This is a genomic window from Pedobacter sp. UBA5917, from assembly GCF_002432345.1.
GTDB lineage: Bacteria > Bacteroidota > Bacteroidia > Sphingobacteriales > Sphingobacteriaceae > Pedobacter.
In genome coordinates this window covers 1-26,296 of the sequence record NZ_DJDT01000343.1, presented here as the reverse complement: position 1 = coordinate 26,296, position 26,296 = coordinate 1, and the positions used below count along the sequence as shown (strand labels likewise).

Annotated in this window: 14 protein-coding genes; 3 read left to right on the top strand and 11 right to left on the bottom strand. The window is 40.4% G+C overall.

Features of this window, described 5'->3' with window-relative positions; all coding sequences use genetic code 11:
• Window positions 1-131: 131 nt before the first annotated feature.
• The 7 genes from B2V92_RS23720 to B2V92_RS23690 all read right to left on the bottom strand — a co-directional run bounded on the left by B2V92_RS23720 (window position 132) and on the right by B2V92_RS23690 (window position 14,860).
• The gene (locus tag B2V92_RS23720) at window positions 132-2,507 is read right to left on the bottom strand and encodes an ABC transporter permease (protein ID WP_293312779.1); all 2,376 of its coding nucleotides are present in this window, start codon (window positions 2,505-2,507) and stop codon (window positions 132-134) included.
• A gap of 84 nt (window positions 2,508-2,591) precedes the next feature.
• Window positions 2,592-4,973: an ABC transporter permease gene (locus tag B2V92_RS23715; protein WP_293312777.1), complete on the bottom strand. Its 2,382-nt coding sequence runs from the start codon at window positions 4,971-4,973 to the stop codon at window positions 2,592-2,594.
• A gap of 70 nt (window positions 4,974-5,043) precedes the next feature.
• Entirely contained in the window at window positions 5,044-7,416 is a 2,373-nt protein-coding gene (locus tag B2V92_RS23710; protein ID WP_293312775.1) for an ABC transporter permease, read from the bottom strand.
• Between the two features lie 76 nt (window positions 7,417-7,492).
• Window positions 7,493-9,853: an ABC transporter permease gene (locus B2V92_RS23705; RefSeq protein ID WP_293312773.1), complete on the bottom strand. Its 2,361-nt coding sequence runs from the start codon at window positions 9,851-9,853 to the stop codon at window positions 7,493-7,495.
• Window positions 9,854-10,074: 221 nt separating this feature from the next.
• Window positions 10,075-12,444 (bottom strand): ABC transporter permease, encoded by a 2,370-nt coding sequence (locus B2V92_RS23700; RefSeq protein ID WP_293312771.1) that lies wholly within the window; start codon window positions 12,442-12,444, stop codon window positions 10,075-10,077.
• A gap of 232 nt (window positions 12,445-12,676) precedes the next feature.
• Window positions 12,677-13,375 (bottom strand): ABC transporter ATP-binding protein, encoded by a 699-nt coding sequence (locus B2V92_RS23695; protein ID WP_293312769.1) that lies wholly within the window; start codon window positions 13,373-13,375, stop codon window positions 12,677-12,679.
• 240 nt (window positions 13,376-13,615) lie between these two features.
• Window positions 13,616-14,860, bottom strand: a complete 1,245-nt coding sequence (locus tag B2V92_RS23690) for an efflux RND transporter periplasmic adaptor subunit (protein WP_293312767.1) — start codon at window positions 14,858-14,860, stop codon at window positions 13,616-13,618.
• Between the two features lie 179 nt (window positions 14,861-15,039).
• On the opposite strand from B2V92_RS23690, the gene B2V92_RS23685 reads away from it, so the two are divergent.
• From B2V92_RS23685 to B2V92_RS23675, 3 genes are all read left to right on the top strand, one after another.
• A complete protein-coding gene (locus B2V92_RS23685; protein ID WP_293312765.1) occupies window positions 15,040-16,410 on the top strand; it encodes a sigma-54-dependent transcriptional regulator in 1,371 nt (456 codons plus the stop codon).
• A 67-nt stretch (window positions 16,411-16,477) separates the two neighbouring features.
• A complete protein-coding gene (locus B2V92_RS23680; RefSeq protein WP_293312763.1) occupies window positions 16,478-17,833 on the top strand; it encodes a sensor histidine kinase in 1,356 nt (451 codons plus the stop codon).
• A gap of 84 nt (window positions 17,834-17,917) precedes the next feature.
• Window positions 17,918-20,107: a bifunctional alpha,alpha-trehalose-phosphate synthase (UDP-forming)/trehalose-phosphatase gene (locus tag B2V92_RS23675; RefSeq protein WP_293312761.1), complete on the top strand. Its 2,190-nt coding sequence runs from the start codon at window positions 17,918-17,920 to the stop codon at window positions 20,105-20,107.
• A 122-nt stretch (window positions 20,108-20,229) separates the two neighbouring features.
• Here the strand turns inward: B2V92_RS23675 and B2V92_RS23670 are convergent, their stop codons facing one another.
• From B2V92_RS23670 to B2V92_RS23655, 4 genes are all read right to left on the bottom strand, one after another.
• Entirely contained in the window at window positions 20,230-21,171 is a 942-nt protein-coding gene (locus B2V92_RS23670; RefSeq protein WP_293312759.1) for a helix-turn-helix domain-containing protein, read from the bottom strand.
• A 23-nt stretch (window positions 21,172-21,194) separates the two neighbouring features.
• Entirely contained in the window at window positions 21,195-22,295 is a 1,101-nt protein-coding gene (locus tag B2V92_RS23665) for an efflux RND transporter periplasmic adaptor subunit (RefSeq protein WP_293312757.1), read from the bottom strand.
• A gap of 14 nt (window positions 22,296-22,309) precedes the next feature.
• Window positions 22,310-25,594 carry an efflux RND transporter permease subunit gene (locus tag B2V92_RS23660; RefSeq protein WP_293312755.1) on the bottom strand — a complete coding sequence of 1,095 codons (3,285 nt, stop codon included), beginning with the start codon at window positions 25,592-25,594 and terminating at the stop codon, window positions 22,310-22,312.
• Window positions 25,595-25,607: 13 nt separating this feature from the next.
• On the bottom strand, window positions 25,608-26,296 hold a 689-nt coding region (locus B2V92_RS23655; RefSeq protein ID WP_293312753.1), incomplete at its 5' end, for a TolC family protein.

Genomic DNA, 26,296 nt, shown 5'->3' with positions numbered 1-26,296 from the left:
AACCTTTGTTTTTCCAGAGGTTTCGCCAGGCGATTTTTAGGTTCAGTTTAAACATAATTTTTAAGTTTGGCGTGAGGCGTTTGGCGGTTAGCGAAAACTTATCGCTGATCGCCAAACGCTATCCGCAGGTCTTATTCGTATTTCAAAGCGTCAACAGGGTTTGCTTTTACAGCGCCATTTGCCTGGATGCTTACGGTAATAATGGTTAACAAAATGGTTAAGCCGGCACTCATTACAAATGGTAAAAGTGGCAGATCGATGCGGTAGGCAAAGGTATCGAGCCACTTTTTGATTAAAATATAAGCCAAAGGCCACGAAATGATGTTGGCAATTACCACCATAATAAAGAAAGAGCTGTTGATCAGTTTAAAAATCTGCAGGTTGCTTGCACCTAAAATCTTTCTTACGGCAATTTCCTTGATCTTGCCGGTAGTGATGTATTTCGCAAAGGCAAACAGACCGAGTATGGCAATAAAAATGGTGAGTAATGCCGCGGCAAAAAATACCGATTGCAACTGTTCCTGTTTTTTAAACAACCGGCCATACATTTCATCCAGAAACTGGTAACGGAAATTATCGCCATCCAGTTTGTTGATCTCGGGCCACTGCGATTTAAGGGCACTCAGTACTTCCGACATCCTCCTTTCTTCTATCTTCAACATAATTTCTGTTTTCGGGTTTCCACAGGGATCGTTTATCGAGTAAATGGTGGGTTCTACAGGTTTTTCGAACCCTAGTGTCTTAAAGTCTTTTATAACCCCCACTATTTTATATTCCTTGTTCTGGCAACCCCTGATTGATTTTCCGATCGGATCGGTTAAGCCATATTTGGCTACGGCAGCTTCATTTAGTATGGCCGAATTTGCGGTATCGGTTTTAAATTCCCTCGAAAAAACCCTCCCCTCTTTAACCTTAATGTTCAGGGTTTCAAAATAATCAAAGTCAACATCGGTAAAAGTAAGGCTTTGCTCTTTGCCATCAACCGTATACCTGTTTTTGCCTCCATCAGATCCATCGGGAACCGTGTTGGCCACCGTAACCGATTTTACTCCCGGGATTTTTGATATCCTATCCCTTATAGGCTCAAATTTGCTTGGTGAACCGAAAATGGTAAGATTTTTAATGTACACCACCTGCTCGGGTTTAAAGCCAACATCCTGGGTACGCATATATTTTAACTGCGAATTGATGATCAGTAAACCGGTAATAAAAATAACCGCAATGCTGAACTGAAAAACCAAAAGGCCATTACGCAGCCAATAACTTTGTTTACTGGTTTGGAAATTGCCCTTTAATACAAGGGCCGGTTTAAAACCTGATAAAACCATGGCCGGATAAACACCTGCAATAAGGGTAATGAAAACCAAAATTAAAGGCAGCTGCCAAAACAGTGCACTATTGGCGGTCCAGATGGATAGATTTACCGAAAACAGGTTATTAAACCTTGGCAAAATGATTTCGGCCAAAATCAGGCCCAAAACAGTTGCCACAAAACACTGGATCAGTATTTCGGTTAAAAACTGAATGGAAAGCTGAAAACGGTAAGCGCCCATTACTTTTTTTACACCAACTTCTTTTGCCCTTTTGGCTGCCTGTGCAATGCTGAGGTTGGTAAAATTGATACAGGCAATTACCAGAATTAAAATACCCAGTACAGATAAGGCCACGAGTATTTTATAATTGGCATCGGTGCCGGCCTTTGGCCTCAGGTGCTGGTTTTTCAATGGATCAAGGAATGTCCTGCTTGCTTTAAAATCCTTGTTATTTGGATCTTCACCGGCTTTAAGCATTTCCCTTTTATAAATTGCATTTATTTTTGCCTCGAGCGCGTTAATATCTGTTCCAGGTTTTACCTGGATATAGGTATTGTAATTGTTATATCCATAATTTTCGCCCAACCCCATTTCTTTTACCACCGAAATAGCATCGAAAGTAATATTAGAGTGTGGATCGGCATAAACACTTCCACTAAGCCTGCCTGTCATACCCATAGATTTACTGCCTACCCCAATCATTTCGGGCTTACCGCTTTTATTGTGGGGAAAAAGCGTTTTATAATTCTCATTAGTCAGGTAAAATAGGTTTTGACCAGGATCCTCAGCCCTAACCAAACCTCCACTGGGTTTAATGTTAAACATTTTTGCAGCTTCATAATCGAGATACAGGCATCTGCTCAAAAAAACAACCCCACTTTTACTGGTAACAGGAATTTCGAAAAAGCTCATTTTCATCGTTCCAACCGAAACCAATTCAGGTAACTCAGCTTTAATTGTTTTACCCAATGGAGGCGAGGTAGTGTTGGTCTTAAAATCAGGTAAAGCCCTGCCAATTACATAAATTTCGTTGTAATTGGGATTTGCCCTGTCGAAACCTGTTTCGAAGGTAAAATACATGGTTACCAAAATAAATGCAGCCAGTGCAATGGCCAAACCACCAATATTGATCGAGGTGATCACCTTGTTCCGCCAAAGGTTACGGAGTGCGATTTTTAAGTTGAGTTTAAACATGAGGTTTAAGGTTTAGAGTTGTATTGCTAAGCGTTTGGCGGTTAGCGATAAGTTGACGCTGATCGCCAAACGCTTAGCGCATGTTTATTCGTATTTAAGTGCGTCAACAGCGTTTGCCTTAGCAACTTTAAAAGTTTGCAGACTAACGGTTAACAGCGCAATTACTACCGAGGTCAACAGGGCCAGTAAAAATGGCCATGGATTAACCGTAATTTTATAATCGTATTTCTCGAGCCATTTGGCAAGCAGAATATAAGCTACCGGAATGGCTATGATGTTGGAGATAATCACCAGTTTCATAAAATCTTTGTTCAACAGGATCAGGATATCTGATAAATTGGCACCCAGTACTTTCCGGATACTGATCTCTTTGCTGCGCTGCTCGGCGGTGTAAAGCGCTAAACCTAATAGGCCCAGGCAGGAAATAAATATGGCAAAACCACCAAAAATATTAGAAAGGGCACTGAGCAGGCGCTCGCTACGGAGTTTCTCGGCCATACCCTGACTAACCATTTTAATTTCAATGGGATATGCAGGGTTTAAATCCTGACCCACAGCTTTTATCTTATCAATTGAAGTAGAAAGTGCTTGTTTAGGGTTGAGTTTAAGCAATAATACTTTACTCGTTTTAATATTATAATAATAAACCGTGGGCTGTATTTTAGAAGCGAGCGATTCACTCGAATAATCCTGTACTACGCCAACAACTTTAAGTGGTGGATTATCGCCCCAGTGGATAATGGTACCAACAGGATTTTTTAATCCCATGATTTTAACAGCAGTTTGGTTGAGTAAAAGTGATGTTGAAGTATCGGCTGAAAATTTAGGATCAAAATCCCTTCCTTCAATAATTTTCACACCGGTTGTTTTGACAAAATCGAAACCTGTACTCCGGTAATTGATAATGGATACATCGTTTTTGGGTTTGCCCGGCCATCGGAAATCGCTGGTAATAGAACCGCTACTGGTAAAAGAATGTGCATATTCCGTTGCAGCGGTGATTGCTCCTGCCCGCTCCAGCTCGTTTTTAAAAGTCTGAAGTTTTTCCGGCTTTTTCCATTCACCTTCAAGGTCTATCTGTGCCAACGCGGTTTCATCAAAACCCAGCGGTTTATTTTTAAGGTGCTGCATCTGGCTATAAATCACAATTGCAGAAATGATCATACAGATGGAAAGGCTAAATTGCACCACTACCAGGGTTTTGCGGATGGATAACGAACCTGCAGAGCCTTTAAAGCCTTTCAGTACTTTTACCGGAATAAAAGAGGAGAGGTAAAATGCCGGATAACTACCGGCAAGAAAACCGGTAACCACCACCATAGAAAGCAGAACTGCCCAAAAACCAATAGCATTGTAATTGATTTTGATCGAAATATCGAGCAGGCTATTAAAGTAAGGTAAGGTAACTTCGAGCAGGGTAAAGGCAATTAACATCGCCAAAAACGATAACAAAAGCGATTCGATCATAAATTGCCCCATGATGGTATTGCGTGTAGAACCCAGAGCTTTACGAACCCCCACTTCCCTTGCGCGTTTTTCTGATTTCGCTGTAGAAAGGTTCATGTAATTGATACAGGCAATAAACAGCACACATATCGCCAGAAATACAAATAACCTTAACTGGTCTATTTTACCCCCCACGGCCTTTCCACCTTCAAAATCATCATAGAGGTGAAACTTGCTCAAAGGAAAAAGAAAAGGCTGGTAGGTCATTTCTTTTAAATCGGGTTCTTTATCGGTAATAAAGTGTTTTAAAACGGCATTTGTGGCCTCTACCGAAGCATTTTCTTTAAGCTGGAACAGCGTTAGGCAGGTAATTGCTCCCCAACTATATTCTTTTTCTCCAGGATTCTCCTGTTCCAAAAAGGCCCATGGCTGTAATACATCGTACTGTAAAGTCTGATTTTTAGGCAGGTCTTCTATCACCGCACTCACTTTTAAATCGGTTTTGTTATCGTAGGTAATACGCTGCCCAATCGGATTTTCATCACCAAAGAGTTTTTTCGCGGTAGATTGACTAATGAGTACATTATTCGGTTCACTTAAGGCCGTATTCGGATCACCATAGATAAATTTATGATCAAGGATTTTTAAAAAATCAGGATCAACTTTCATCCCCGAAAGCTTAAAATTGTGCTGGTTACGGCTAAATAACTTCTGTCCGTTATTCATCGATAAGCGTGCGGCACTTTTAATCGCCGGAATCTCTGCTACTCCAGCTTTGGCCAGTTTGTTCGGCACGGCCATTGTAGTAGCCAGTTTGCCATTAAATTTAAGATTTAAGGCAGCAAAATATACTTTATCGGCATTTTTATACTGTTTATCAAAACTCCATTCGTAATTCACGTATAACAGCAGCATTAAACAACAGGCCATGCCTATTGCCAGTCCACCAACGTTGATCAATGTAAAACCCTTGTTTTTCCAAAGGTTACGTAGTGCTATTTTAAGGTTTAATCTTATCATTATATGGTTAACTGTATAAATTGTTAAATTGGTTAATTGCTAAATTGCCAACTGAAAACTGCCAATTGATTTACTCATATTTAAGTGCATTAACCGGGTTTGCACGGGCTGTTTTATAGGCTTGGAAACTTACGGTTACTAAAGCCATCATTAAAGTTCCCAATCCGGCAAGTGGCATAATCCACCATGATATTTCGGTATGGAATTCAAATTTCATCAGCCATTTATTCATTAAAAAGTAACTTAAAGGGATTGCGATAACGATGGATACCAAAATCATTTTTACAAAAGAGAACGATAACAACTGCATGAGGTTGAATAATGAAGCACCCAGCACTTTGCGTACCCCAAATTCTTTTGTCCGCTGCTCGGCACTATAGGCCACCAGACCAAAAAGCCCTAAACAGGAAACGAAAATGGCCAGTCCGCCAAAAAGGTTAGAAAGAATGCCCAAAGTTTTTTCAGTATTGTATTTTTCGGCGTATACGTTGTTCAGGAAATTAATCTCGAGCGGATAAGCCGGATTTAAGGCTTTTGTGATCCTGCTGATGGTTTCGATATTACTTTGAAGGCTGTTATTTTCGTTCAAACGCATGGTGATGTTCCCGGTCTGTTTTTTATCAAAAAATACGACCATCGGATTATTCGATTTGTATGGCGAATCCCAAACATAATCGTCGAATACGCCTATGATATTAAATTTATCGCCAAAAATGGTAATGGTTTTACCTACCGGATTTTTATAGTCGAATATTTTAACAGCCGAAGCACTTACCATAACGGCACTGGTATCTGATGCGAAATTTTCTGAAAAATCCCTTCCACTGGTTAATTTGATGCCATTGGTTTTGATAAAATCGTAAGTGGTAATTACCTGGTTAAACAATTGATTGTTGGTGGCTTTTAACATTCCTTCCCACTCGATACCGGCAAAATTGCGACCGTGGTGCGATAAACTTACCGACGACTGGAACATTGAGGTAACTGCACCGGATTTTAACAATTCAGTACGCAAGAGCTCATATTTCGTTTTCAGCTCGCCATCCTGTGGCATTTCTACCAGGGCGTTTACATCAAAACCTACTGGCCGGTTTTTAATGTACTGGATCTGTTTGTAGATTACCAAAGTAGAAATGATAAGGATAATGGCAAAACAGAACTGCCCCACCACCAAAACCTGCCTTAAACTAACCGAAAGGAAAGCTTTTGATTTAATTTTTCTTTTTAGGGTTTGGATCGGATTAAAAGACGAGAGGTAAAATGCAGGATAACTACCGGCAATTAAACCCGTTGCAAGTACAATTCCTAAAATACCCACCCAACTGCTGCTGTTGAAATACGACATATTCAGTTTGATGTTGAGCAGATTATTAAAAGTTGGCAAAAAGATCTCGAGCAGGGCGATTGAAAAAATTACTGCGATAAAAGTTAGCATCATCGATTCGGTTAAAAACTGAATGATGAGCGAGCTACGATTGGCACCAATGGTTTTCTTTATACCCACCTCTTTGGCACGTTTTTCTGATTTGGCAGTTGCCATATTCATAAAATTGATGCAAGCAATCAGCAGGATACCAAAAGCCAATCCTACAAACAGGTAAATCTGCTCTATTGCACCGCCAATGCTTTTACCATCTTCGAACTTGCCGTATAAATGTAATTCGGATAATGGGAACAATACCTGAGTTTGCTGATTGTCGGTATTATTTTTTTTCTCAATCTGGATGATCTTTTGATTAACGAGGTTTAGGTCTGTTCCACTTTTTAACATCACCAGGGTTACATAACTATAATTCCTCCAGTTTAAGTCTTTCGCACCCCGGTCAATCGATTCGTATAAACTCCATGGCATTAAATAATCAAATTTGTTTGAGCTGTTATCGGGCTGGTCTTTAATTACACCCGTAATATTAAGGTCTAACTGATCTTTAAAACGGACTACTTTATTCAGCACGTCAGTGGTTCCGAACAGTACCTTAGCGGTTGATTCGGTTACAATAACCGAGTTAGGATTATTTAAAGCGGTATTGGCGTTACCCTGGATAAAATCATAATCGTACATTTTTAAAATGTCGGGTTCAGCAAATTTAGACTGACGCTTAAAAGCATTTTCTCCATTGGCAATTAAATTTTTACCTCCATAATCCATCCTTGCCATGTACCTAAGCTCGGGCAGCTCCTGTTTAATCGCCGGACCAAATGTCGTGGTTGAGCCTTCGAATGTTCCCGAAATTTTGCCGTTATCACCCGGAATATTAGTCATGGCGGTATAAACATCGGCCGAATTTTTAGCCTGCTTATCAAAATTCCATTCGTAGGTAACGTACAGCAGCAAAGTTAAACAGGCTGCCAAACCGATAGCCAGGCCGATTACATTAATAAACGAGCTTACCTTGTTTTTCCAAAGGTTACGCAGTGCGATTTTTAAGTTGAGTTTAAACATCTTTTTGAGGTTTAGCGTAAGGCGTTTGGCGGTTAGCGATAAGTTTACGCTGATCGCCAAACGCTAAGCGCATAGCTTATTCATATTTAAGTGCATCTACCGGGTTTGCTTTTGCTACCTTAACCGATTGCACACTTACGGTAAGTATTGCAATAATAACCGACAGGCTTATGGCTACAATAAATGGAAGCACAGAAACCGAAATGCGGTATTCGTAGCCCGAAAGCCATTTATTGATAATGATATAAGCCAAGGGGAATGCAATCAGGTTTGCGATGGCAACCAGCTTTATAAAATCTTTGTTCAATAAAGTAAGGATGTTGGCCGTACTCGCACCTAAAACCTTGCGGATGCTGATTTCTTTTTTGCGCTGCTCGGCCATAAAAAGGGCTAGTCCCAATAAACCCAGGCACGAAATAAAGATGGCGAAACCACCGAACCAGTTAGAAAGTGTACCCAATAGTTTTTCATCCCTGAATTTCCGTTCGAAACTATCATCAACAAACCTGATTTCGGTTGGGTAAGCTGGGTTTAACCTTTTAACCGCTTCGTTAATCTTATTGATCGAGGAAGTAATATTGCTCTTGTCGTTCAAACGCATAATAATGGTGGAAGCGCGGTTTGGATTTTGCGCTATAAGCAGCGGAGCCGCTTTTTGATAAGGCGATTCCATTACATAATCTTTCAATACCCCAATAATTCTTAAAGGTTGATCCCACATCACCATTTTACCTACCGGATCTTTCATGCCCATTACCTTCACCAGTGCCTCGTTAACAATTACATTAGCCGTATCTACAAAATCTTTGGAGAAATCCCTGCCCTGCAAAATTTCCATGCCGGTGGTTTTGGTGAGATCGAGGTTGGTAAACCTAAAGTTTACCAGGATTTTATCTTTTTCATTTTTGCCCGGCCAACTCACGCTATAAGTATTGTTCCCTCCGCTGGTTAACGACATGCTGTATTCTGTAGAAGCTGTGATAGCGCCAGCTTTTATTAGTTCATCCTTCAATATTTCGCGTTTTTCCTTTTTAGAAAATTCGCCTTCTGTGGATATCTGTACCAGATTTGCACGATTGTAACCGATCGGTTTGTTTTTGATATAATTTAACTGCTGATAAATGACTGCTGTACATACAATTAAGCAGGCTGCAAATACAAACTGAAAAATCACCAGGAATTTGCGGATAGACAGTGTAGAACCCCCTGAAATTTTAAAGCCTTTTAAAACTTTAACAGGATCGAACGAAGAAAGGTAAAATGCAGGGTAACTTCCGGCGATAAAAGCAGTTAGCAAGGTTAAGCCTAAAAATACTGTCCAGAATTTATAATCGCTGTAATTAATATCAAGGGTGATTCCCAAAAGGTTGTTAAAGTAAGGCAAACTTACTTCGATCAATACAAAAGCCAATAACATACTTAAAGAGGTAAGCAGGATAGATTCGAACATAAACTGCCCCATCAAATTGCTCCTTGAAGAACCAATGGCTTTACGCACACCAACCTCACGTGCCCTTTTTTCTGATTTGGCCGTAGAAAGGTTCATAAAATTAACACAGGCAATTAAAAGGATACAAAAAGCCAGCAGAAAAAATATCCTCAGCTGATCGATTTTTCCACCAACATTTTTGCCGTTTTCAAATTTATCGTATAAATGCCATTTGGCCAGCGGATGCATAAAAGGTTCACCATTTGCTTCTTTATCGTGCGATTTGATCAGGCCTTTCATCTGGTTATTGGCGCGGTCGAAAAAGGAATTATCCTGAAGCTGGGCAAACATCATACAGTAGTTATTGCCCCAACCGCTATCTTTTGTCCATGGGTTTAATTTATCGTACAATTTCCACGACATGATATAATCAAGCTGGATGGTTGAATTTTTCGGCGAATCTTCGATCACCCCCTCTACCCTTAAATTTTCTTTTTCATCGAGTTTTACTGTTTTATTTAAAGGATCTTCGTTACCAAACAGGCTTTTTGCCAGTGTTTCCGTCAGCACAATCCCGTCAACACTGTTTAATAATGTATTTTTATCACCTTTTAAAACCTTATAATCGAACATTCTGATAAAATCAGGATCACAGAAAACGGCATTTTTCTTAAAGTTGTTACGGTTGTAGGAAATGAGCATCTGCTCTGCATAAGACAAACGGCTTACTTTGGTTATTCCCGGTACTTTATCCCTGATTTCGTCTTTTAATCTGCCCGGAAAAGCCATAAAACTAAAAGTTTCTGAAGCTGTTTTCTGGTTGTTATAAAGTACATAGGTTTTATCATAATCCGTAAACTGCTTATCGTAACCATATTCGTAGGCTACATAAAGCAACAGGATCATGCAGCTGGCCAAACCAATGGCCAATCCACCAAGGTTAATCAGCGTGAAACCTTTGTTTCGCCACAGGTTGCGTAATGCTATTTTTAGGTTTAATCTATACATTAGGTTTAAGGTTTAGGGTATAAGGTTTAGGGTGTTGGCGTAAAATCATACGCTTTACATCATAAAGTCTTATACCTTGTTTATCTATTTTTAGGTTTAGGGGTGTTGCCATAAAATTCTTAAGCCTTACACCTCTAACCTTTCGCCTTATTTATATTATGTTAATTGGATTTAAGGTACCGGCGTATTAACCTTACGCCTTTTACCTTAAACCCTACACCCTACTCGTATTTAAGTGCATCTATAGGGTTTGCTTTGGCCACTTTTACCGATTGTAAACTCACCGTTAAAACCGCAATCAGAATGGAGATCACAATCGCCAGCAGAAATGGTAAAAACGAAATGATTACGCGGTACTCGAATGCCGAAAGCCATTTATTTATAATTACATAAGCCAGTGGAAAGGCAATAATATTTGCAATGGCCACTAGTTTTATAAAATCTTTGTTCAATAAGGTGAGGATGTTGACTGTACTTGCACCCAACACCTTACGGATGCTGATTTCTTTTTTACGCTGCTCGGCCATAAATAAAGCCAGACCAAGTAAGCCTAAACAGGAAATAAAGATGGCAAAACCGCCAAACCAGTTAGAAAGGATGCCCAACAATTTTTCGTTCTGGAATTTCTCTTCGAATGATTCGTCAACAAATTTTCTATCAACCGGAAAATTGGGTTCTATGCCCTGTACCAGTTCGTCAATTTTGGCCAGCGAACTGCTTACATTGGCTGATGGATTTAAACGAACAATAATGGTAGATGCACCACTTCTGCTGCTGGTATAAAATAACATCGGCGCTACACTCTGGTAGGCAGACTCGACCACAAAATCTTTCATTACACCAACCACGGTTAGCTTATTCCCCCAAAAATCGATCACGGTTCCCAGCGGATTTTTCAGGTTCATTACCTTTACAGCCGATTCGTTCAATACCACACTATTGGTATCATTTGGGTAACTGGCCGAAAATTCCCTGCCTGATATCAACTCTGCACCGATGGTTTTGGTAAAATCGTAGCCTATTCCCCTCTGGTTAAAAAAGATATCTTCTTTTGGATTTTTTCCAGGCCACGAAACCGCCGTGGTATTGTTTCCGCCTTCGCTTATGCCCCTGCTAAAAAAGGTTACGTTCGTTGCTGCGCCTGATTTGATTAATTGATCCCTCAATAAATTACGTTTGCCTTCATCACTTAAATTTCCCTGAACGGCAATCTGGATCAGGTTTCCTTTGTTATAGCCGATCGGTTTATTTTTAATGTAATTTAACTGCTGGTAAATAATGGTTGTACAGATAATGAGGCATACTGCAAATACAAACTGAAAAACAACCAGCACTTTACGGATCGAAACCGACGAGCCTACTTTAATATTAAAACCCTTAAGCACTTTAACCGGTTCGAATGAAGAAAGGTAAAGCGCAGGATAACTTCCCGCTACCAAACCGGTAAATACCATTAAAGAGAATAATGCCATCCAGAATTTCCAATCGTTATAGGCAATAACCAGTTTGATATTTAACAGGTTATTGAAATAAGGCAAGCTTACTTCGGCCAGGGCAAAAGCCACAACAGTTGCTATAATGGCCAGTAAAACCGACTCAAGCAGAAACTGTGCGATTAAAGATTGACGCGATGACCCGATGGCTTTACGCACGCCCACTTCTTTTGCCCTTTTCTCTGATCGTGCTGTAGATAGGTTCATAAAATTTACGCAGGCGATCAACAGGATACAAAAGGCCAGCATCAGGAAAATCCTCAACTGATCGATTTTTCCACCAACCGATTTACCGTTTACAAAATCATCGTAAAGGTGCCATTTATCAAGAGGGAATAATAAGGCAACGTCTTTATTGCCCGGCAGGTTACGCTTATAAATGCCTCCGATTTCTGAATTGGCTTTTTCGAAAGCGTTATTGTTCTCTAACTGCACCAATGTAAGGCACATGTTGTTGCCCCAGTTTTTTTCTCTTGCCCAGGGTTCTCTTTTTTCGAACAGTGCCCATGGCAATAAATATTCGAATTTGATACTATTATTGGCGGGCACATCTTCAATAACGGCTTCAACTTTTAATACATCCGCATTATCCAGTTTTACGGTCTTATTGATGGGATCTTCGTTTCCGAACAGTTTTTCAGCAAAAGATTTAGTTAAAACAATGCTATTTACTTCTTTTAATACCTTATCGGGATTACCTTTTATAAATTTATGATCGAGGATTTTAAAAAATGAGGGATCGGTATAAACGCCTTTATCCTTAAATTTCTTTTCGCCATAGGTAACCAGGTAATTGCTCGGATAACTCGAGTGTGAGGAATAAGCCACGCCTGGTATTTTTTCCCTCACCTCATCGGCCATTACTGCCGGTGTCCATGCCCAACTAAAAATTTTGCCACTTGCCTCAGAATTGTGGTACATCACATACGTTTTTTCATGATTGGTGAACTGTTTATCGTAGCTCCACTCATAAGTAACATACAGTAACAAAACCATGCAACTGGCCAGGCCAATGGCTAAGCCACCGATGTTAATCAGCGAAAAACCCTTGTTTTTCCAAAGGTTACGTAAAGCTATTTTTAGGTTTAATTTGAACATATTGTTAAGGTTGAAGGTTGGAAGGTTAAAAGGTTGGAAGGTTCTAGTGCGTTAGCCCTATAGTTTAAAACTTTACCTTACCATCGCCGATCCAAAATCTCCCCATCCGGGGAAGATTGTTGGCGGCTATTATTAACTAAACTAAAATCTTTTTATAAGGTGTAAGGTTTAGGGCTGAAGGTTTAAGGTGTGAATACTTTACCTTATACCCTAAGCCTTTTACCTTAAACCTCTATATCAGCTCTTCATTACGGCTTTTGTTTATTTTTTCGGAGATCACATGACCATCTTTAAGGTTAATGATCCGGTTGGAGAAACTGGCATCGTGACTGGAGTGGGTAACCATTACAATGGTGGTACCGGTTTCGTTCAATTCGCAAAGCAGTTCCATTACTTCGTTACCATGCGAACTATCAAGGTTTCCGGTAGGCTCATCCGCCAAAACCAGTTTAGGTTTGGTTACCAAAGCCCTTGCTACGGCAACACGCTGCTGTTGTCCACCCGATAATTGCTGAGGGAAGTGTCCGCTACGGTTTACAATGTTCATCCTTTCGATGATTTCGTTTACCAGTTTTTTGCGTTCACCTGCTGCAATTTTATTATAGATTAATGGCAGTTCGATGTTTTCGAACACGGTTAACTCGTCGATCAGGTTAAAATTCTGGAAAACGAATCCCATATTCCGTTTACGGAAATTTGAGCGTTCCCTATCGTTTAGCGTTAAAAGCTCCGTATCGATAAACTTATAACTTCCGCTTTCAGGTTTATCCAACAAACCCATCACGTTTAACAGGGTAGATTTTCCGCAGCCAGATGGGCCCATAATGGAAACAAACTCGCCCGCAGCAACATGAAGGTTTATTCCGTTGAGGGCTGTAGTTTCTACTTCTTCAGTTTTGTAAACTTTTTCCAGATTTTCTATTCTAATCATAGTATCAAGTGTTTTTCTAGTTTTATATCTAGTATTTAGTATCAGGTGTTTAGTATCAAGTATCGAGACCTGAGTATATTATTCGTTAACTTTATAGTCCATTTTACAAAATCTCAAATCTCAAATCTCAAATCAGTTATTGGCTAATTTTAGTTTCCTGATCATTGATTTTTGGTTATTGATCATTAATTTATCGGTTATTGGTCATTACATATCGCCAAATGCTCTCCGCTTAACGCTTTACTTATTAATCACCACCTGATCATATTGGTTAAACTGGTCGTATGATGACGTAATTACCTCGTCGCCTTTTTGCAAACCATCCAATATTTCGTAGTAGAGGTAATTTTTTCTGCCGATTTTTACGTTTTTCTTAATTGCTTTGCCATTGTTTACCACAAATACCCATGAGCCACCGGTACTTTGGAAAAACTGTCCCTGTGCCAAAAGCAACGATTTACTGTTATCCGATAACGTTAATTTAGTCTGCAAAGATAAACCGCGACGTAAACCTTCGGGCGCAGCACCTTTAAATACCATTTCTACCTGAAACTGACCTGCAGTAACCTCCGGAATTACTTTGCTTACGGTTAAGTTATAGGTTTTGCCATTAAATTCGCAACTGGCCGTTTGCCCTTCTTTAACCCTGTTAATATAATATTCATCCACACCGGCCTGAAGTTTATAGCCTTGCAAAACGTCGATTTTACCGATCATTTCGTTAGAGTTATACGATTTTCCGATAACTGGATCGTAAGACGACAATTTACCCGAAACCGGTGCTTTAATCGTCATATTTTCGATGTTTTTACGGATCATTTCCAAACTTTCGTTCATCTGCCCCATCGATTGGTCTATCTGTGCCAACTGCATTTTCCGGCTCTGGTTTTCCTGTTTAACAGCCTGACGCACAATTTTCAATTTGCCCTGATAGTATTCGTAATCCTGACTCGATTTATTAAGTTCCTGCAGCGTAATTACTTTTTTGGCAAAAAGAGAGCTGTCTAAACGGTATTGGCGAGTTGCTGTCCTCAAATTATTTTCTACATCTAAAACATCCTGATTTAATACCCTTTGATTTTGCTCTAAATCCAATCTCGATTTACGCAACTGGTTAATCTGCTCGGTAGCAGCAGTTTGACTGGAAGTGTAACTCAACATCGCATTTGAGTTAGAAATTCTTAACAGAGGTGTACCTTTTACAACCGAAGCGCCGTTTTCGGTAAAAATTTCGGCAACGGTACCTCCTTCTGATGAACTTACAATTACCGAAGTTAGTGGAACAACGCTGGCGTTTAATAAAACTACATCTTCAAAATCGCCATATTCTACTTTACTGATTGTTAATTTATCGGCATCGGCACTATAAACTTTTTTAAGGGATAAAGTATAGCCATAAATTACAACTGCTACAAAAGCAATTGCGCCACCAATGATTAACAGGGTTTTAGTGCTAAATCTTTTTTTCTCTATTTTCTTATCCATGTGTTCGGTTATACTGTTCGGTTTCCCTTATGCCAAGCTTATGCCAAAAGCCACAAACACAATTAAAACACTAATAATCAATATATTAAAAGTTTTTACTATTTTAACATGTTCATTATCGGACAGTTCGTGTGCGGGAGCGGACAGTTTTATTACTTTAGCACATCAAATTTAAATTTATGTTGGACGCCACAGTTTTAATTATCGATGATGACGACGATATCCTGCTTAGTGCCCGTTTGTTCTTAAAACAACAGGTAAAGCAAGTAATTACCTGTAAATCGCCTAAAGAAATCAATGTTTTATTGAGTAAAAATGAAGTAGACATTATTTTACTTGATATGAATTACCAAAAAGGCGCAAGTGATGGTCGCGAAGGTTTATATTGGCTCGAACACATTTTATCCATCGATAAAGATTACGTGGTCATCTTAATGACGGCCTTTGGAAATGTAGAACTTGCAGTTAAAGCAATTAAAAAGGGCGCTACAGACTTTATTTTGAAACCTTGGGAAAATGAAAAACTTTTCGCCACCATTTCTGCTGCATCCAAACTCCGCGAATCGACCCGAAAAGTAAAAAAACTCGAAAAAATACATTCTTCTCTTCAAAAAGACCTCACACGGGGTTTCGAGAATATTGTTGGCCAGGCAGATGGTATAAAACAGTTGCAGGCTACTTTGTTCAAAGTTGCACCAACAGATGCCAATGTGCTTATTTTAGGTGAAAACGGAACGGGTAAACAGGTTTTTGCACACGAAATTCACGGAAATTCGCAAAGGAAAAACCAGGTTTTCATGCATGTCGATTTAGGCTCTCTAAATGAAAATTTATTCGAAAGTGAGCTGTTTGGTTATGCCAAAGGCGCTTTTACCGATGCCAAAGAAGACAAACCAGGCCGTTTCGAACTGGCAGACGGTGGAACCATATTTTTGGATGAGATCGGGAATTTAACCTTGCCTCTACAGGCAAAACTGTTAAGCGTTTTACAGAACCGCACCGTTACCCGTTTGGGCGAAAGTAAAGAGCGTAAAGTAAATGTACGCTTAATTACCGCCACCAATATGCCACTAAACGAAATGGTGGCTAAAAATACTTTCAGACAGGATTTACTTTTCCGGATCAACACCGTTGAACTGCTATTGCCACCTTTACGCAAACGCGGAACAGATATTTTATTGCTAGCCAATCATTTTATGCAGGTTTTCAGCTCAAAATATCATAAAGAAATCCGTAAATTAAGCCATAAAGCAGAAGACGTGCTTTTAAATTATAAATGGCCGGGCAACGTACGCGAATTGCAACACGTTTTAGAACGGGCAGTGATTATGAGCGATGGAAGTGAAATTTCGGAAGAAGATTTACAGCTAAGTCCGCAACGTTTTGCACAGAACAACTCCATCCCCGATGAAATGGCCCTCGAGGATATGGAGAAAATGATGGTGCAGAAAGCAATCGATAAACACAAGGGAAATATATCAAAAGCTGCCGCCGAACTGGGCTTAACCCGGGCCGCACTTTATAGAAGAATCGAGAAATTTGGAATCTAAGCTTAAAGTCTAAAGACCAAAGGTTAAAGCTTTAGTCTTTTAGCTTTTAGCTTTCAGCTTAAAAAAAATGTTTTACCAGCGCTTTACCTTCCGTTTAATATTCCGCCTAGTGATCATCAATCTGCTGGGCTACCTCTTATTTTACCTGATCAAAAACACACAGCTCTGGTTTACCATTATTGGTGTTTCACTGATATTATTGGGTACCATTATCTCCCTTTATTATTACATCAACCAGATCCGGTCGGACATTAACCGTTTCATTCTGGCGGTAAAAACACGCGATCATACCTTAAATTTCAAAAATAAGGTAACCAGGGGCAGTTTCCCTGAACTTTACGAATCGTTTAGCGATATTTTACAGGTACATAAGCAGATCAGGCTAGAGCAGGAAGCCATGTTCCAGCTGATTAAAACCATTTTGGAGCAGGTTCCGGTTGGGGTAATCGTGGTCAATAATTCAACGAAAGAGGAGAACGAAGAAATTGCTTTTTTCAATCAGGCAGCTTCAAATCTCCTGGCTGTACCGGCCTATAAATACTGGCATAGGTTAAAACAGCATCTTCCGGCATTTGCAACAGAGATAGATCAGATTTTAACGGGTGGAAAAAGGTTTTTGGAATTAAAAATCCAGGATAAACTGATCCAGCTTTCTACCGAGGTTATTCCTTTAAACCTTTATGGAAACAATTATACCATCATCAGTTTCCAGAACATTAAAGACGAAATTGAGCAGAAAGAAACCGAGGCCTGGAACAGGTTGATCGGCGTAATTTCGCACGAAATCCTAAATTCTATTACCCCTATCAGCTCATTATCGGATACGATCAATAAAATGGTAACCGATAAAAAGAACCTTACAGAGGATGAAATGGACGACCTGAAAACAGCCCTGCAGACCATCCAGCGACGTTCGTCGGGTTTATTGGATTTTGTGAAAGATTACCGTTTAATTGCCGAACTGCCAACGCCAAACCTCGAATCGCATACCATCGGCGAAATATTGAAACACATTAAGGTTTTGATGCAGCCATTTGCCAAGGTTAAAAATGTAGTGCTTGATGTTGAGCAAACTTCCTCGAAAATTACTGTACAACTTGATTTAAAACTGGTAGAACAGGTGCTCATCAACCTGATTACAAACAGTATTTATGCAGTAGAGAACAGGGAGATGCCACATATCCATGTTAATTACCGGTTGGAAAACACAAAACTTTACATCGATGTGAGCGATAACGGAAAAGGTATTGATGCCGACGACCTGGAGAAGATTTTTGTTCCATTTTACACCACCCGAAAAAATGGATCGGGTATTGGATTAACCATCAGCCGCAATATTATGAAAATGCACAAGGGAAGCATCGAGGTGATTTCTACACCCGACGAGGGTACTACTTTTTCGCTGGTATTTAATTACGTTTAATCATATGAATGTTTTTTTGAACTAAAAATCCAAACAAAACCCATTTGATATGCTTTTAATGGTGTAGATACATCAAATACAAGCATGAAAACAGTTATAATATCGAACAGACTTCCCGTTAAAATCATTGAAGAGAACGATGAATACACGTTTATTCCCAGCGAGGGCGGACTTGCCACCGGATTGGGCGACGTATATAAATCAGGTAATTCCATCTGGATAGGATGGCCCGGAATCGAGGTTCCCGAAGAACGTCAAGAAGAAGTTACACAGAAACTCGCTGAATTAAACCTCTATCCGGTTTTCCTCACCCAAAACGAAATCAATTTATATTACGAGGGTTTTTCTAACGAGGTATTATGGCCGGTATTTCATTATATGGTTACCTATGCGCATTTTGAGCAGAGCTATTGGGATTGCTATAAATCAGTAAACGAAAAATTTGCCAAAAGTGCCATGCAGGTGCTGCAAAGGAGAGACAAAATCTGGATCCAGGATTACCAACTGCTCCTTTTGCCAGGCATTTTAAGAGAAAAATTACCCTCTGCCACCATTGGTTTTTTTCAGCATATCCCCTTTCCATCCTATGAAATATTCAGGTTGATCCCCTGGCGTGAAGAACTGCTTAACGGATTAACAGGTGCCGATCTGATCGGTTTCCATACCTATGATGATGTACGTCATTTTATCAGTACAGCAACCCGTTTACTTCCGGTAAATTCATCTTCAAATGTACTCAACAGCAACGAAAGACAGATTGTAGTAGAAGCTTTCCCAATGGGGATCGATTTCGATAAATTTTCGGATTTAACCGCTACAAAAGAGGTAAAAAAGGAAATCGATTATTTCAGGAGCGGAAAAGAAGATATGAAAGTGATCCTTTCTATCGATCGTTTAGATTATAGTAAAGGGATTTTAGAACGTTTAAAAGCTTTAGAGTTATTGTTGCAGCTTCACCCCGAGTATATCGGTAAAATAGAGCTTTTTATGATTGTGGTTCCTTCAAGGGATACGGTACAGCAATACAGCGACCTTAGAGATCAGATTGATCAGTTTGTGGGCAATTTAAATGCGCGTTACCGTTCCATCAACTGGATTCCCGTAAATTATTTCTACCGTTCTTTCCCTATCGAAGTATTATCGGCACTCTATGCCACAGCCGATATCTGCCTGGTTACCCCGATGCGTGATGGTATGAACCTGGTGAGCAAAGAATATATTGCCAGCCGGAACAATAACGACGGTGTGCTCATTTTAAGCGAAATGGCTGGTGCCTCCAAAGAATTAACCGATGCGGTAATTGTTAACCCGAACAACCTTGGCGACATTATGGAGGCCATTGTTACCGCATTAAAAATGCCTCTGGAAGAGCAACAACAGCGCATGAAAGCCATGCGTGCAATTGTAGAAAAATTCAATGTAAAACATTGGGTAAACAATTTTATTTTAAGATTAAACGAAGTGAAAGATTCTCAAAAATCGTTATTGACCAAACATGCGGTAAATGCCATTAACGAAGTAATAGCCGCAAAATATGCCAAAACAACTGATCGCGTTTTATTTTTGGATTATGATGGTACCCTGGTAGATTTTACCGGAAATATTGATGATGCCTCTCCGGATGCAGAACTGTATGATCTGATCGAAAATCTCACTATTGATAATGCGAACAAGGTAATCATCATCAGCGGCAGAAGGCACGAGACACTCGAACACTGGTTCGGACATTTAAAGGTAGACCTGATTGCCGAACACGGTGCCTGGCAGAAATCGCATGGTGACAAGTGGAACAGTTTGCCCCTCCTCACCGACCAATGGAAACAGGAAATAAAAACTTTATTGGAAACCTATACCGACCGTACACCGGGATCGTTTATTGAAGAAAAAAGTTACTCATTAGTTTGGCATTACCGCAAGGCGGAAGAAGGATTGGGTGATTTAAGGGCCAACGAGATCATCAGTCACATGAAGATATTGGCAGCAGATAAAGGTCTGCAACTGATGCCGGGCAATAAAGTAATCGAGTTTAAAAACATGGAGGTAAATAAAGGCAAAGCGGCTTTAAACTGGTTGTACGATAAACATCCCGACTTTATCCTCGCACTGGGCGACGATCATACCGACGAAGATATTTTTAGGGCTTTGCCAGATGAAGCTTTTACCATTAAGGTTGGGAACAACATTTCTGAAGCGAAGTATTACCTAAACGATTTTAAGGAAGTAAGGAAATTGCTGTGGAGTTTGGTTAGAGAAGAGTTTGTGGAGCGGGGATAGTTTTTTTAGCTGCTTTTCTTAATGCGAGTCGTCATGCTGAATTTATTTCAGCATCTTTCCTGCGAGATAGACCCTGAAATAAATTCAGGGTGACGAGCTGTCTCTAGTAGTAGCGGTTACTATTAATTCGCCCTGAATACCCTTGGGGTACACTGCATCTGGCGTTTGAAAAAGATATTAAAATTGGCTGGATACTCGAAACCCAGGCAATAGGCAATCTGGGCAATGTTCCACTCAGTATGTTTTAATAAGGCTACAGCTTCGGTTGCAATCCTTCTTGAAATATGTTCTGAAGTAGTTTTACCTGTTACTTCTTTTACCGCATGGTTAAGGTGGTTTACATGTACCAATAAACGGCAGGCAAAATCGTGGGCTGTTTTTAATTCCAGGATATGTTCGGTAGAACCGATAGGGAACTGTCTTTCCAATAATTCGAGGAACAAAGAGGTTAGCCTGGCCGATGCGGTATTCTGTTTAAAAAGAACATCCTGGGGTTTTACTTTTAAACCCTCGTGAGCAATCAGCTGCACATAATTTCTTATAAGATCATATTTGTGGATATAATCGCCGTCCATCTCCTTCAACATTTTGCAAAAAATATCCCTCAGGGTGATTTCCTGCTCTTCATCGATGTGGATTACCGGACTGTCGTTAATACGCCATAATAAAGAATCGCGAAGCGTTTCGTTACGGTTATGGATAAAATTTTCGGTAAACAGACAGAAAAAACCGGCCGGTTTTGCTGAAGTACTTTCCCACGAATAGGGGATATTTGGGTTGGTGAATAGTAAAGCCCTACCTTTAATTTCAATCTGCGCATCAGGGTAATGCAAAATCCCGTTTCCAATAATCAGCGAGATTTTATAAAAGTCCCTCCGACTAAAAGCCGAAGGGATATTGGTACAAACGGTACTTCTGTTAAAAACATTAAAGTGCCCTAAATCGTTTATCATCCCTAAGCTGGGCGTAGGGATCTCTGGCCGAGTAATTTTCAGCCTATTATAAAAATCCTCTAAAGTTTCTTTTTTGTGAAGGGTAGAAAGCTCCTGGTTTTTTGATAACATAATTAATCCTTAGTGACGTAAAGTTATGGTTTAATCACCATTCCTTCATGCATTTCCTCTGTAGGTTCTGCCACTAATTTGTCACCTTCTGTTAAATCACCGAAAATTTCAACTTTATCATCGGTTTCCCTTCCTTTTTTTACGGCTACTTTAACCGCTTTGTTATCAGCTACTTTTAATACGAATAATCCTTCGCTGGTATCCAATAAGGCTTTTTTAGCAATAATAAAGGTACTGGCATTTGCAGGAAGCGGAATATTCAGCTCTGCCACCATGCCCGGCAACAAAACTTTGGAAGCATTAGGTACGTCCATCTCTACACGTTCAGAACGTAGGCGTAGATCTAAAGCACCCGATAAACGTTTTGCTTTTGCCTTAAAGGTTTGGTTTGGCAATGATTTTACAGTGAAACTGATTTCATCTCCAGCTTTCAGATATCCGGTATAAACCTCAGGTATAGATACAGCTAAACGCAGGTTTTTCTGATCCTGTAGCGTAAATAATGGTAAATCAGAACCTTTTCCTGTTGGACCAACATAAGCACCCAAGTTTACATTCCTGGCCGAAATAACACCGCTAAAAGGTGCCCTGATGGTTAAATAATCCTGAACCGAACCCACTTCTTTATAAGCAGCTTTTGCGGCTTCGAGTTGTGCCAGATCAGAATTCTTTTTTGCCAGTGCCTGATCGAGGTCGTTGGTAGAAATGGTTCCGGGGGTTTTGCTGGTTTCGTATAAACGGTTATAATTGGCTTTACTAGCGGTATAAATGGCTTCCTGTGCTTTTATCCTCGATTGTGTTGCAGCCAGTTGCGAAGTCATTTCGGGAGCTTCTAAAGTCATTAACAACTGACCTTTTGTTACTTCCGAACCGATATCAGCCTTTAATGTTTTAACAAAACTGCTCACTTTGGCATATAAATCTACCTGTTGATAGGCGATGAGTTCGCCAGGCAAACTTAATTGGGTTGATAATTTTTCTTTTTTAAGATCGAAAGTGGCAATGGCCGCTTGTTTCTCTTTTTTTGCCGGAGCTTTAGATTCTGAAGACCCACAGCCGTACATGGCCGTAAGCATTAAAAATCCTGCACTTAATAATCCTGTTGAAAATATCTTCGTATTCATTTGTGATGATAAATTTATTCGTTTTCTTCTAAACCTTTAATGTAGTGGATGCTGTCTTTATCTTCCGGATCGAGCGACATCGAATCGGTAGTTTGTTTGCCCTGAACCCATGCAAATACCAATGGCAATATAATCAATACTGCGAATGTTGAAAATATCAAACCGCCGATAACTGCCCTGCCGAGTGGCGAAACTGCTCCACCACCTTCGCCATGGCCGATGGCCATTGGCAACATACCTGCAACCATGGCAATACTGGTCATAATAATGGGGCGTAAACGTAAAGCTGCTGCCTCGCGTGCCGATTGTAATGCATTACCATTATGTTTTCTTAACTGCTCTGCATTGGTGATCAACAGTACCGCATTCGCGATAGATACCCCCACCGACATGATGATACCCATATACGATTGAAGGTTTAAGGTTGATCCGGTAAGGGTTAACAACAGCAACGAACCCAAAATTACCGCTGGTACCGTGGTTAAAATAACCAATGGTACTTTAAACGATTGGAAATTGGCCGATAACATTAAGAAAATCACCACAATGGCCACAAATAGGCCTGATTGTAAGCTATCCAGTGTATCGTTTAATACCCTGCTCAATCCAATTGGGCTCACGTTTAACCCCCTCGGCAGTTCGCCAAGGTTTTTAATGGCTTTATCAACATCTTTTGATGCCGTTCCCAAATCGGTATGGTAAAGGTTTGCCGTTACCGATAAGAAAGGCATGGCACCGATATTGTCGTTTTCTCCGGCGGTGGTATCAGGAGTAATTTTTGCCACATCGCTCAGTACCGGGCGGGCAGCGTTTTTCAATAAAGGTATCTCACCGATATCATCTTTGCTGCTCATCTGGTTAATTGGCACCTGTACCTGTACGTTATAAGGTAAAGCTGCTTTTTCATCGAGCCAGATATTTTTATCCGTATAACGCGATGATGAAGTAGAAGCAATCAATGACCTCGAAATATCGGCCATATCTACACCGATCTGTGCCGCACGTGTTCTGTCGATATCGATATTTAACGATGGATATTTGATCGGCTGCGCAATCTGAACATCACGCATATAAGGGATCTGTTTCAGCTCGGCCAATATTTTATTGGCATATTTCTCGTTCAGTTTTTTGTTTTTGCCTGCAATACGTACTTCAACAGGAGTAGGAGAGCCCTGGCTCAGTACTTTATCGGTTAATTCGATAGGTTCGAAAGAAAGTTTAACATCCGGCAAAAGTTTTTTGATCTTATCCCTGAACTGATCTTTAAAATCGTCCATGTCTTCTTCAAAGTCCTTTAAACTTACCTGGAAAACGGCTTCGTGCGGACCTGCCATATATTGGTAAATCGGGTTTACCGAGAATTGCGAAGGGTGTTGACCTACATACACGGAAGAAATACCCACATGCTCCGCACCAACCATTTTTTTAAGTTCGGCCAGTACCACATTGGCTTTCTCTTCGGTACGCTCTAAACGGGTTCCATCGGGTGCACGCAAACGCAACTGGAACTGGCTCGAATTTACACGTGGTAAAACATCTCTACCGATATTCGCCAATAATAATGCAGCCAGCCCGATAATTACAACCAGATAAATTAAAACAACCGATTTTCGGTAAGGCAATATCCTGTCGAGAAAACGCATAAAACGGTTTCTGAATTTATCGAAAAAGCCGATTTTGCCATCACCACTAAAGTCTTCGCGCTCAACCAGTACCCTTTTTTGGTTCAGGGTATCTTTTTCTGTTTCGATTTCAATGCCTGTTGCTTTAAAATCAGCCTCATCCTGGGTAATGCCAGGGTGGTGTGCAGCTCCTTTTTTAGGATGTGCAATCATCAGCCAGTTGGCCATAATCGGTACAAAAGTTTGCGATAACAGGAACGAAACCACCATTGAAAAACCGATTGCAAGTGCAAGTGGTAAGAACAATGCGCCCGGAATGCCCGACATGGTAAAGGCCGGCGCAAATACGGCAAGGATACAGAAAAGGATCAGCAATTTAGGAAAAGCGATTTCCTTACAGGCATCCCATATGGCGAGTGCCTTGGGTTTACCCATATCAAAGTGCTGGTGGATATTTTCTATCGTTACCGTCGATTCATCTACCAGGATACCAATTGCTAAAGCCAAGCCGCTCAAAGTCATGATGTTGATCGTTTGTCCGAATAGCTTTAAGAACAGTACTCCCGAAATGATTGAAGTTGGGATGGTCAGGATTACGATCAAGGCTGCGCGTTTATCGCCTAAGAAAAGCAATACCATTAAACCGGTTAAAATGGCACCTATTGCACCTTCACTGATCAAACTTTTTACGGAGTTGATTACATATACCGATTGGTCGAACTCGTAAGAGAGTTTAACATCTTCTGGCAGTGTACTCTGGATATTGGGTAGATTTTTCTTTAAATTTTTAACCACATCCCAGGTAGAAGCATCGCCTGATTTGGCAATACTCAAATATACCGAGCGTTTGCCGTTTACCAGGGCGTAACCCTGAACCAAATCGGCACCATCTTTAACCGTGGCCACATCGCGGAGCTGAAGATTTTGTACACTGCCTTTAAATAAAGGGATGTTTTCAAAGTCTTTTACTTTTTTTATAGTATAATTGGTAGGAGTAAGGTAGTTTTTATCGCCTATCCTCACGTTTCCTGAAGGGGCTGTTTGGTTGTTTAACCTGATGGCTTCCACCACCTGATCGACTGTTAAATTGTGCGAACGGAGTAAGGATGGGTTAACATTGATCTCTATCGTACGCGGACTACCACCAAATGGGGCAGGAGAAAGTAAGCCTGGAATGGCTGAGAAACTCGGGCGAACGTAAGTATTTGCTAAATCCTGCAGTTCGTTATTGGTACGGATAGGACTGCTTAATACCAACTGACCAACAGGCAAGGATGAAGCATCAAAGCGGATTACAAAAGGAGGTTGCGAACCTGGCGGGAAAATGGCCTGCGCCCTGGTAGAGAGCGCACTAAGCTCGGCAGCGGCCTGCGCCATATTAGTACCTTCGTAATAGGTTAATTTCATCAACATTAAACCCTGTGTGTTTTTGGTTTCGATACTTTTGATACCGTTTGCAAAAAGCAGGATGTTAACGTATTGCTTACCGAAATAAGCCTCCATTTGATCTGGTGTGTAACCACCAAAAGGGTGGGCAATATAAATAACCGGAAGGTTCATCTGTGGCAGGATATCAACCTTGATCTGGTTGATGGCCCCAATACCGAAAAAGAACAATCCTGCTACTAAAACTAAGATGGATATGGGTTTGCGGAGTGCGAAACGTATTAAATTCATTTATATAACCAGATTAAAATTCATTGATAAATATGTCGTAGTTGCCCAAAGCTGCCGATTTTAACAGCAAAGCCTGCCAAACATTGGTAAAAGCAATATCCCTGTCGGTTTCTGCACGGTTTAATGTAAAAAGTGCCTGGGTAAGATCTACCAGCGTAGTTAAGCCGTTTTTATATAGCGTATTTTTCTGCAGATAGGCATCAGATGCTGCTTTAACCTGTATAGGTGCTTCCTTATAGTTGGCCAAAGCATTGTTCAGCTTGGTTTCGGCAAGGGCCAATTGCGCCCTTAACTGCTGATCAACCAGGTTGTACTCTTCTTTTAAACCCTGACTAATGTATTGTTGTGCACGTACTTGCGGACGGTTTTTAAGCAGGGTTGATAAATTCCAGGTCATTCCTATGCCAATCAAATAGTTTCCGCGTGTAGGGTTAACACCATCGCCGTAACTGGTAGAATAAGCGCTCTGATCGAGGGCGTAACCCGGACCAAAACCAGATCCCCTGCCCTGCATTACGCCGAAGAATGTGAAGGTTGGGTAATAAAGTTTTTTGAAGTAGTTAACCTGCTGATCGCTTACATCTACCCGGTTTTGATAAAATTTTAAAAGAGGATGTGAACTTTTAACGGCTGTATCTGCGAGTAGATTGCCTGGAATACGTGTAATGGATGCCGTATCCAGGTTGTAAGATGTAGCGGTTA

Excerpts from the sequence above, each read along its gene's own strand:
- B2V92_RS23700 (WP_293312771.1), bottom strand. The coding sequence starts at position 12,444 with ATGTTCAAATTAAACCTAAAAATAGCTTTACGTAACCTTTGGAAAAAC.
- B2V92_RS23715 (WP_293312777.1), bottom strand. The coding sequence starts at position 4,973 with ATGATAAGATTAAACCTTAAAATAGCACTACGTAACCTTTGGAAAAAC.
- B2V92_RS23710 (WP_293312775.1), bottom strand. The coding sequence starts at position 7,416 with ATGTTTAAACTCAACTTAAAAATCGCACTGCGTAACCTTTGGAAAAAC.
- B2V92_RS23675 (WP_293312761.1), top strand. The coding sequence starts at position 17,918 with ATGAAAACAGTTATAATATCGAACAGACTTCCCGTTAAAATCATTGAA.
- B2V92_RS23660 (WP_293312755.1), bottom strand. The coding sequence starts at position 25,594 with ATGAATTTAATACGTTTCGCACTCCGCAAACCCATATCCATCTTAGTT.
- B2V92_RS23680 (WP_293312763.1), top strand. The coding sequence starts at position 16,478 with ATGTTTTACCAGCGCTTTACCTTCCGTTTAATATTCCGCCTAGTGATC.
- B2V92_RS23695 (WP_293312769.1), bottom strand. The coding sequence starts at position 13,375 with ATGATTAGAATAGAAAATCTGGAAAAAGTTTACAAAACTGAAGAAGTA.
- B2V92_RS23670 (WP_293312759.1), bottom strand. The coding sequence starts at position 21,171 with ATGTTATCAAAAAACCAGGAGCTTTCTACCCTTCACAAAAAAGAAACT.
- B2V92_RS23705 (WP_293312773.1), bottom strand. The coding sequence starts at position 9,853 with ATGTATAGATTAAACCTAAAAATAGCATTACGCAACCTGTGGCGAAAC.
- B2V92_RS23720 (WP_293312779.1), bottom strand. The coding sequence starts at position 2,507 with ATGTTTAAACTCAACTTAAAAATCGCACTCCGTAACCTTTGGCGGAAC.
- B2V92_RS23665 (WP_293312757.1), bottom strand. The coding sequence starts at position 22,295 with ATGAATACGAAGATATTTTCAACAGGATTATTAAGTGCAGGATTTTTA.
- B2V92_RS23685 (WP_293312765.1), top strand. The coding sequence starts at position 15,040 with ATGTTGGACGCCACAGTTTTAATTATCGATGATGACGACGATATCCTG.
- B2V92_RS23690 (WP_293312767.1), bottom strand. The coding sequence starts at position 14,860 with ATGGATAAGAAAATAGAGAAAAAAAGATTTAGCACTAAAACCCTGTTA.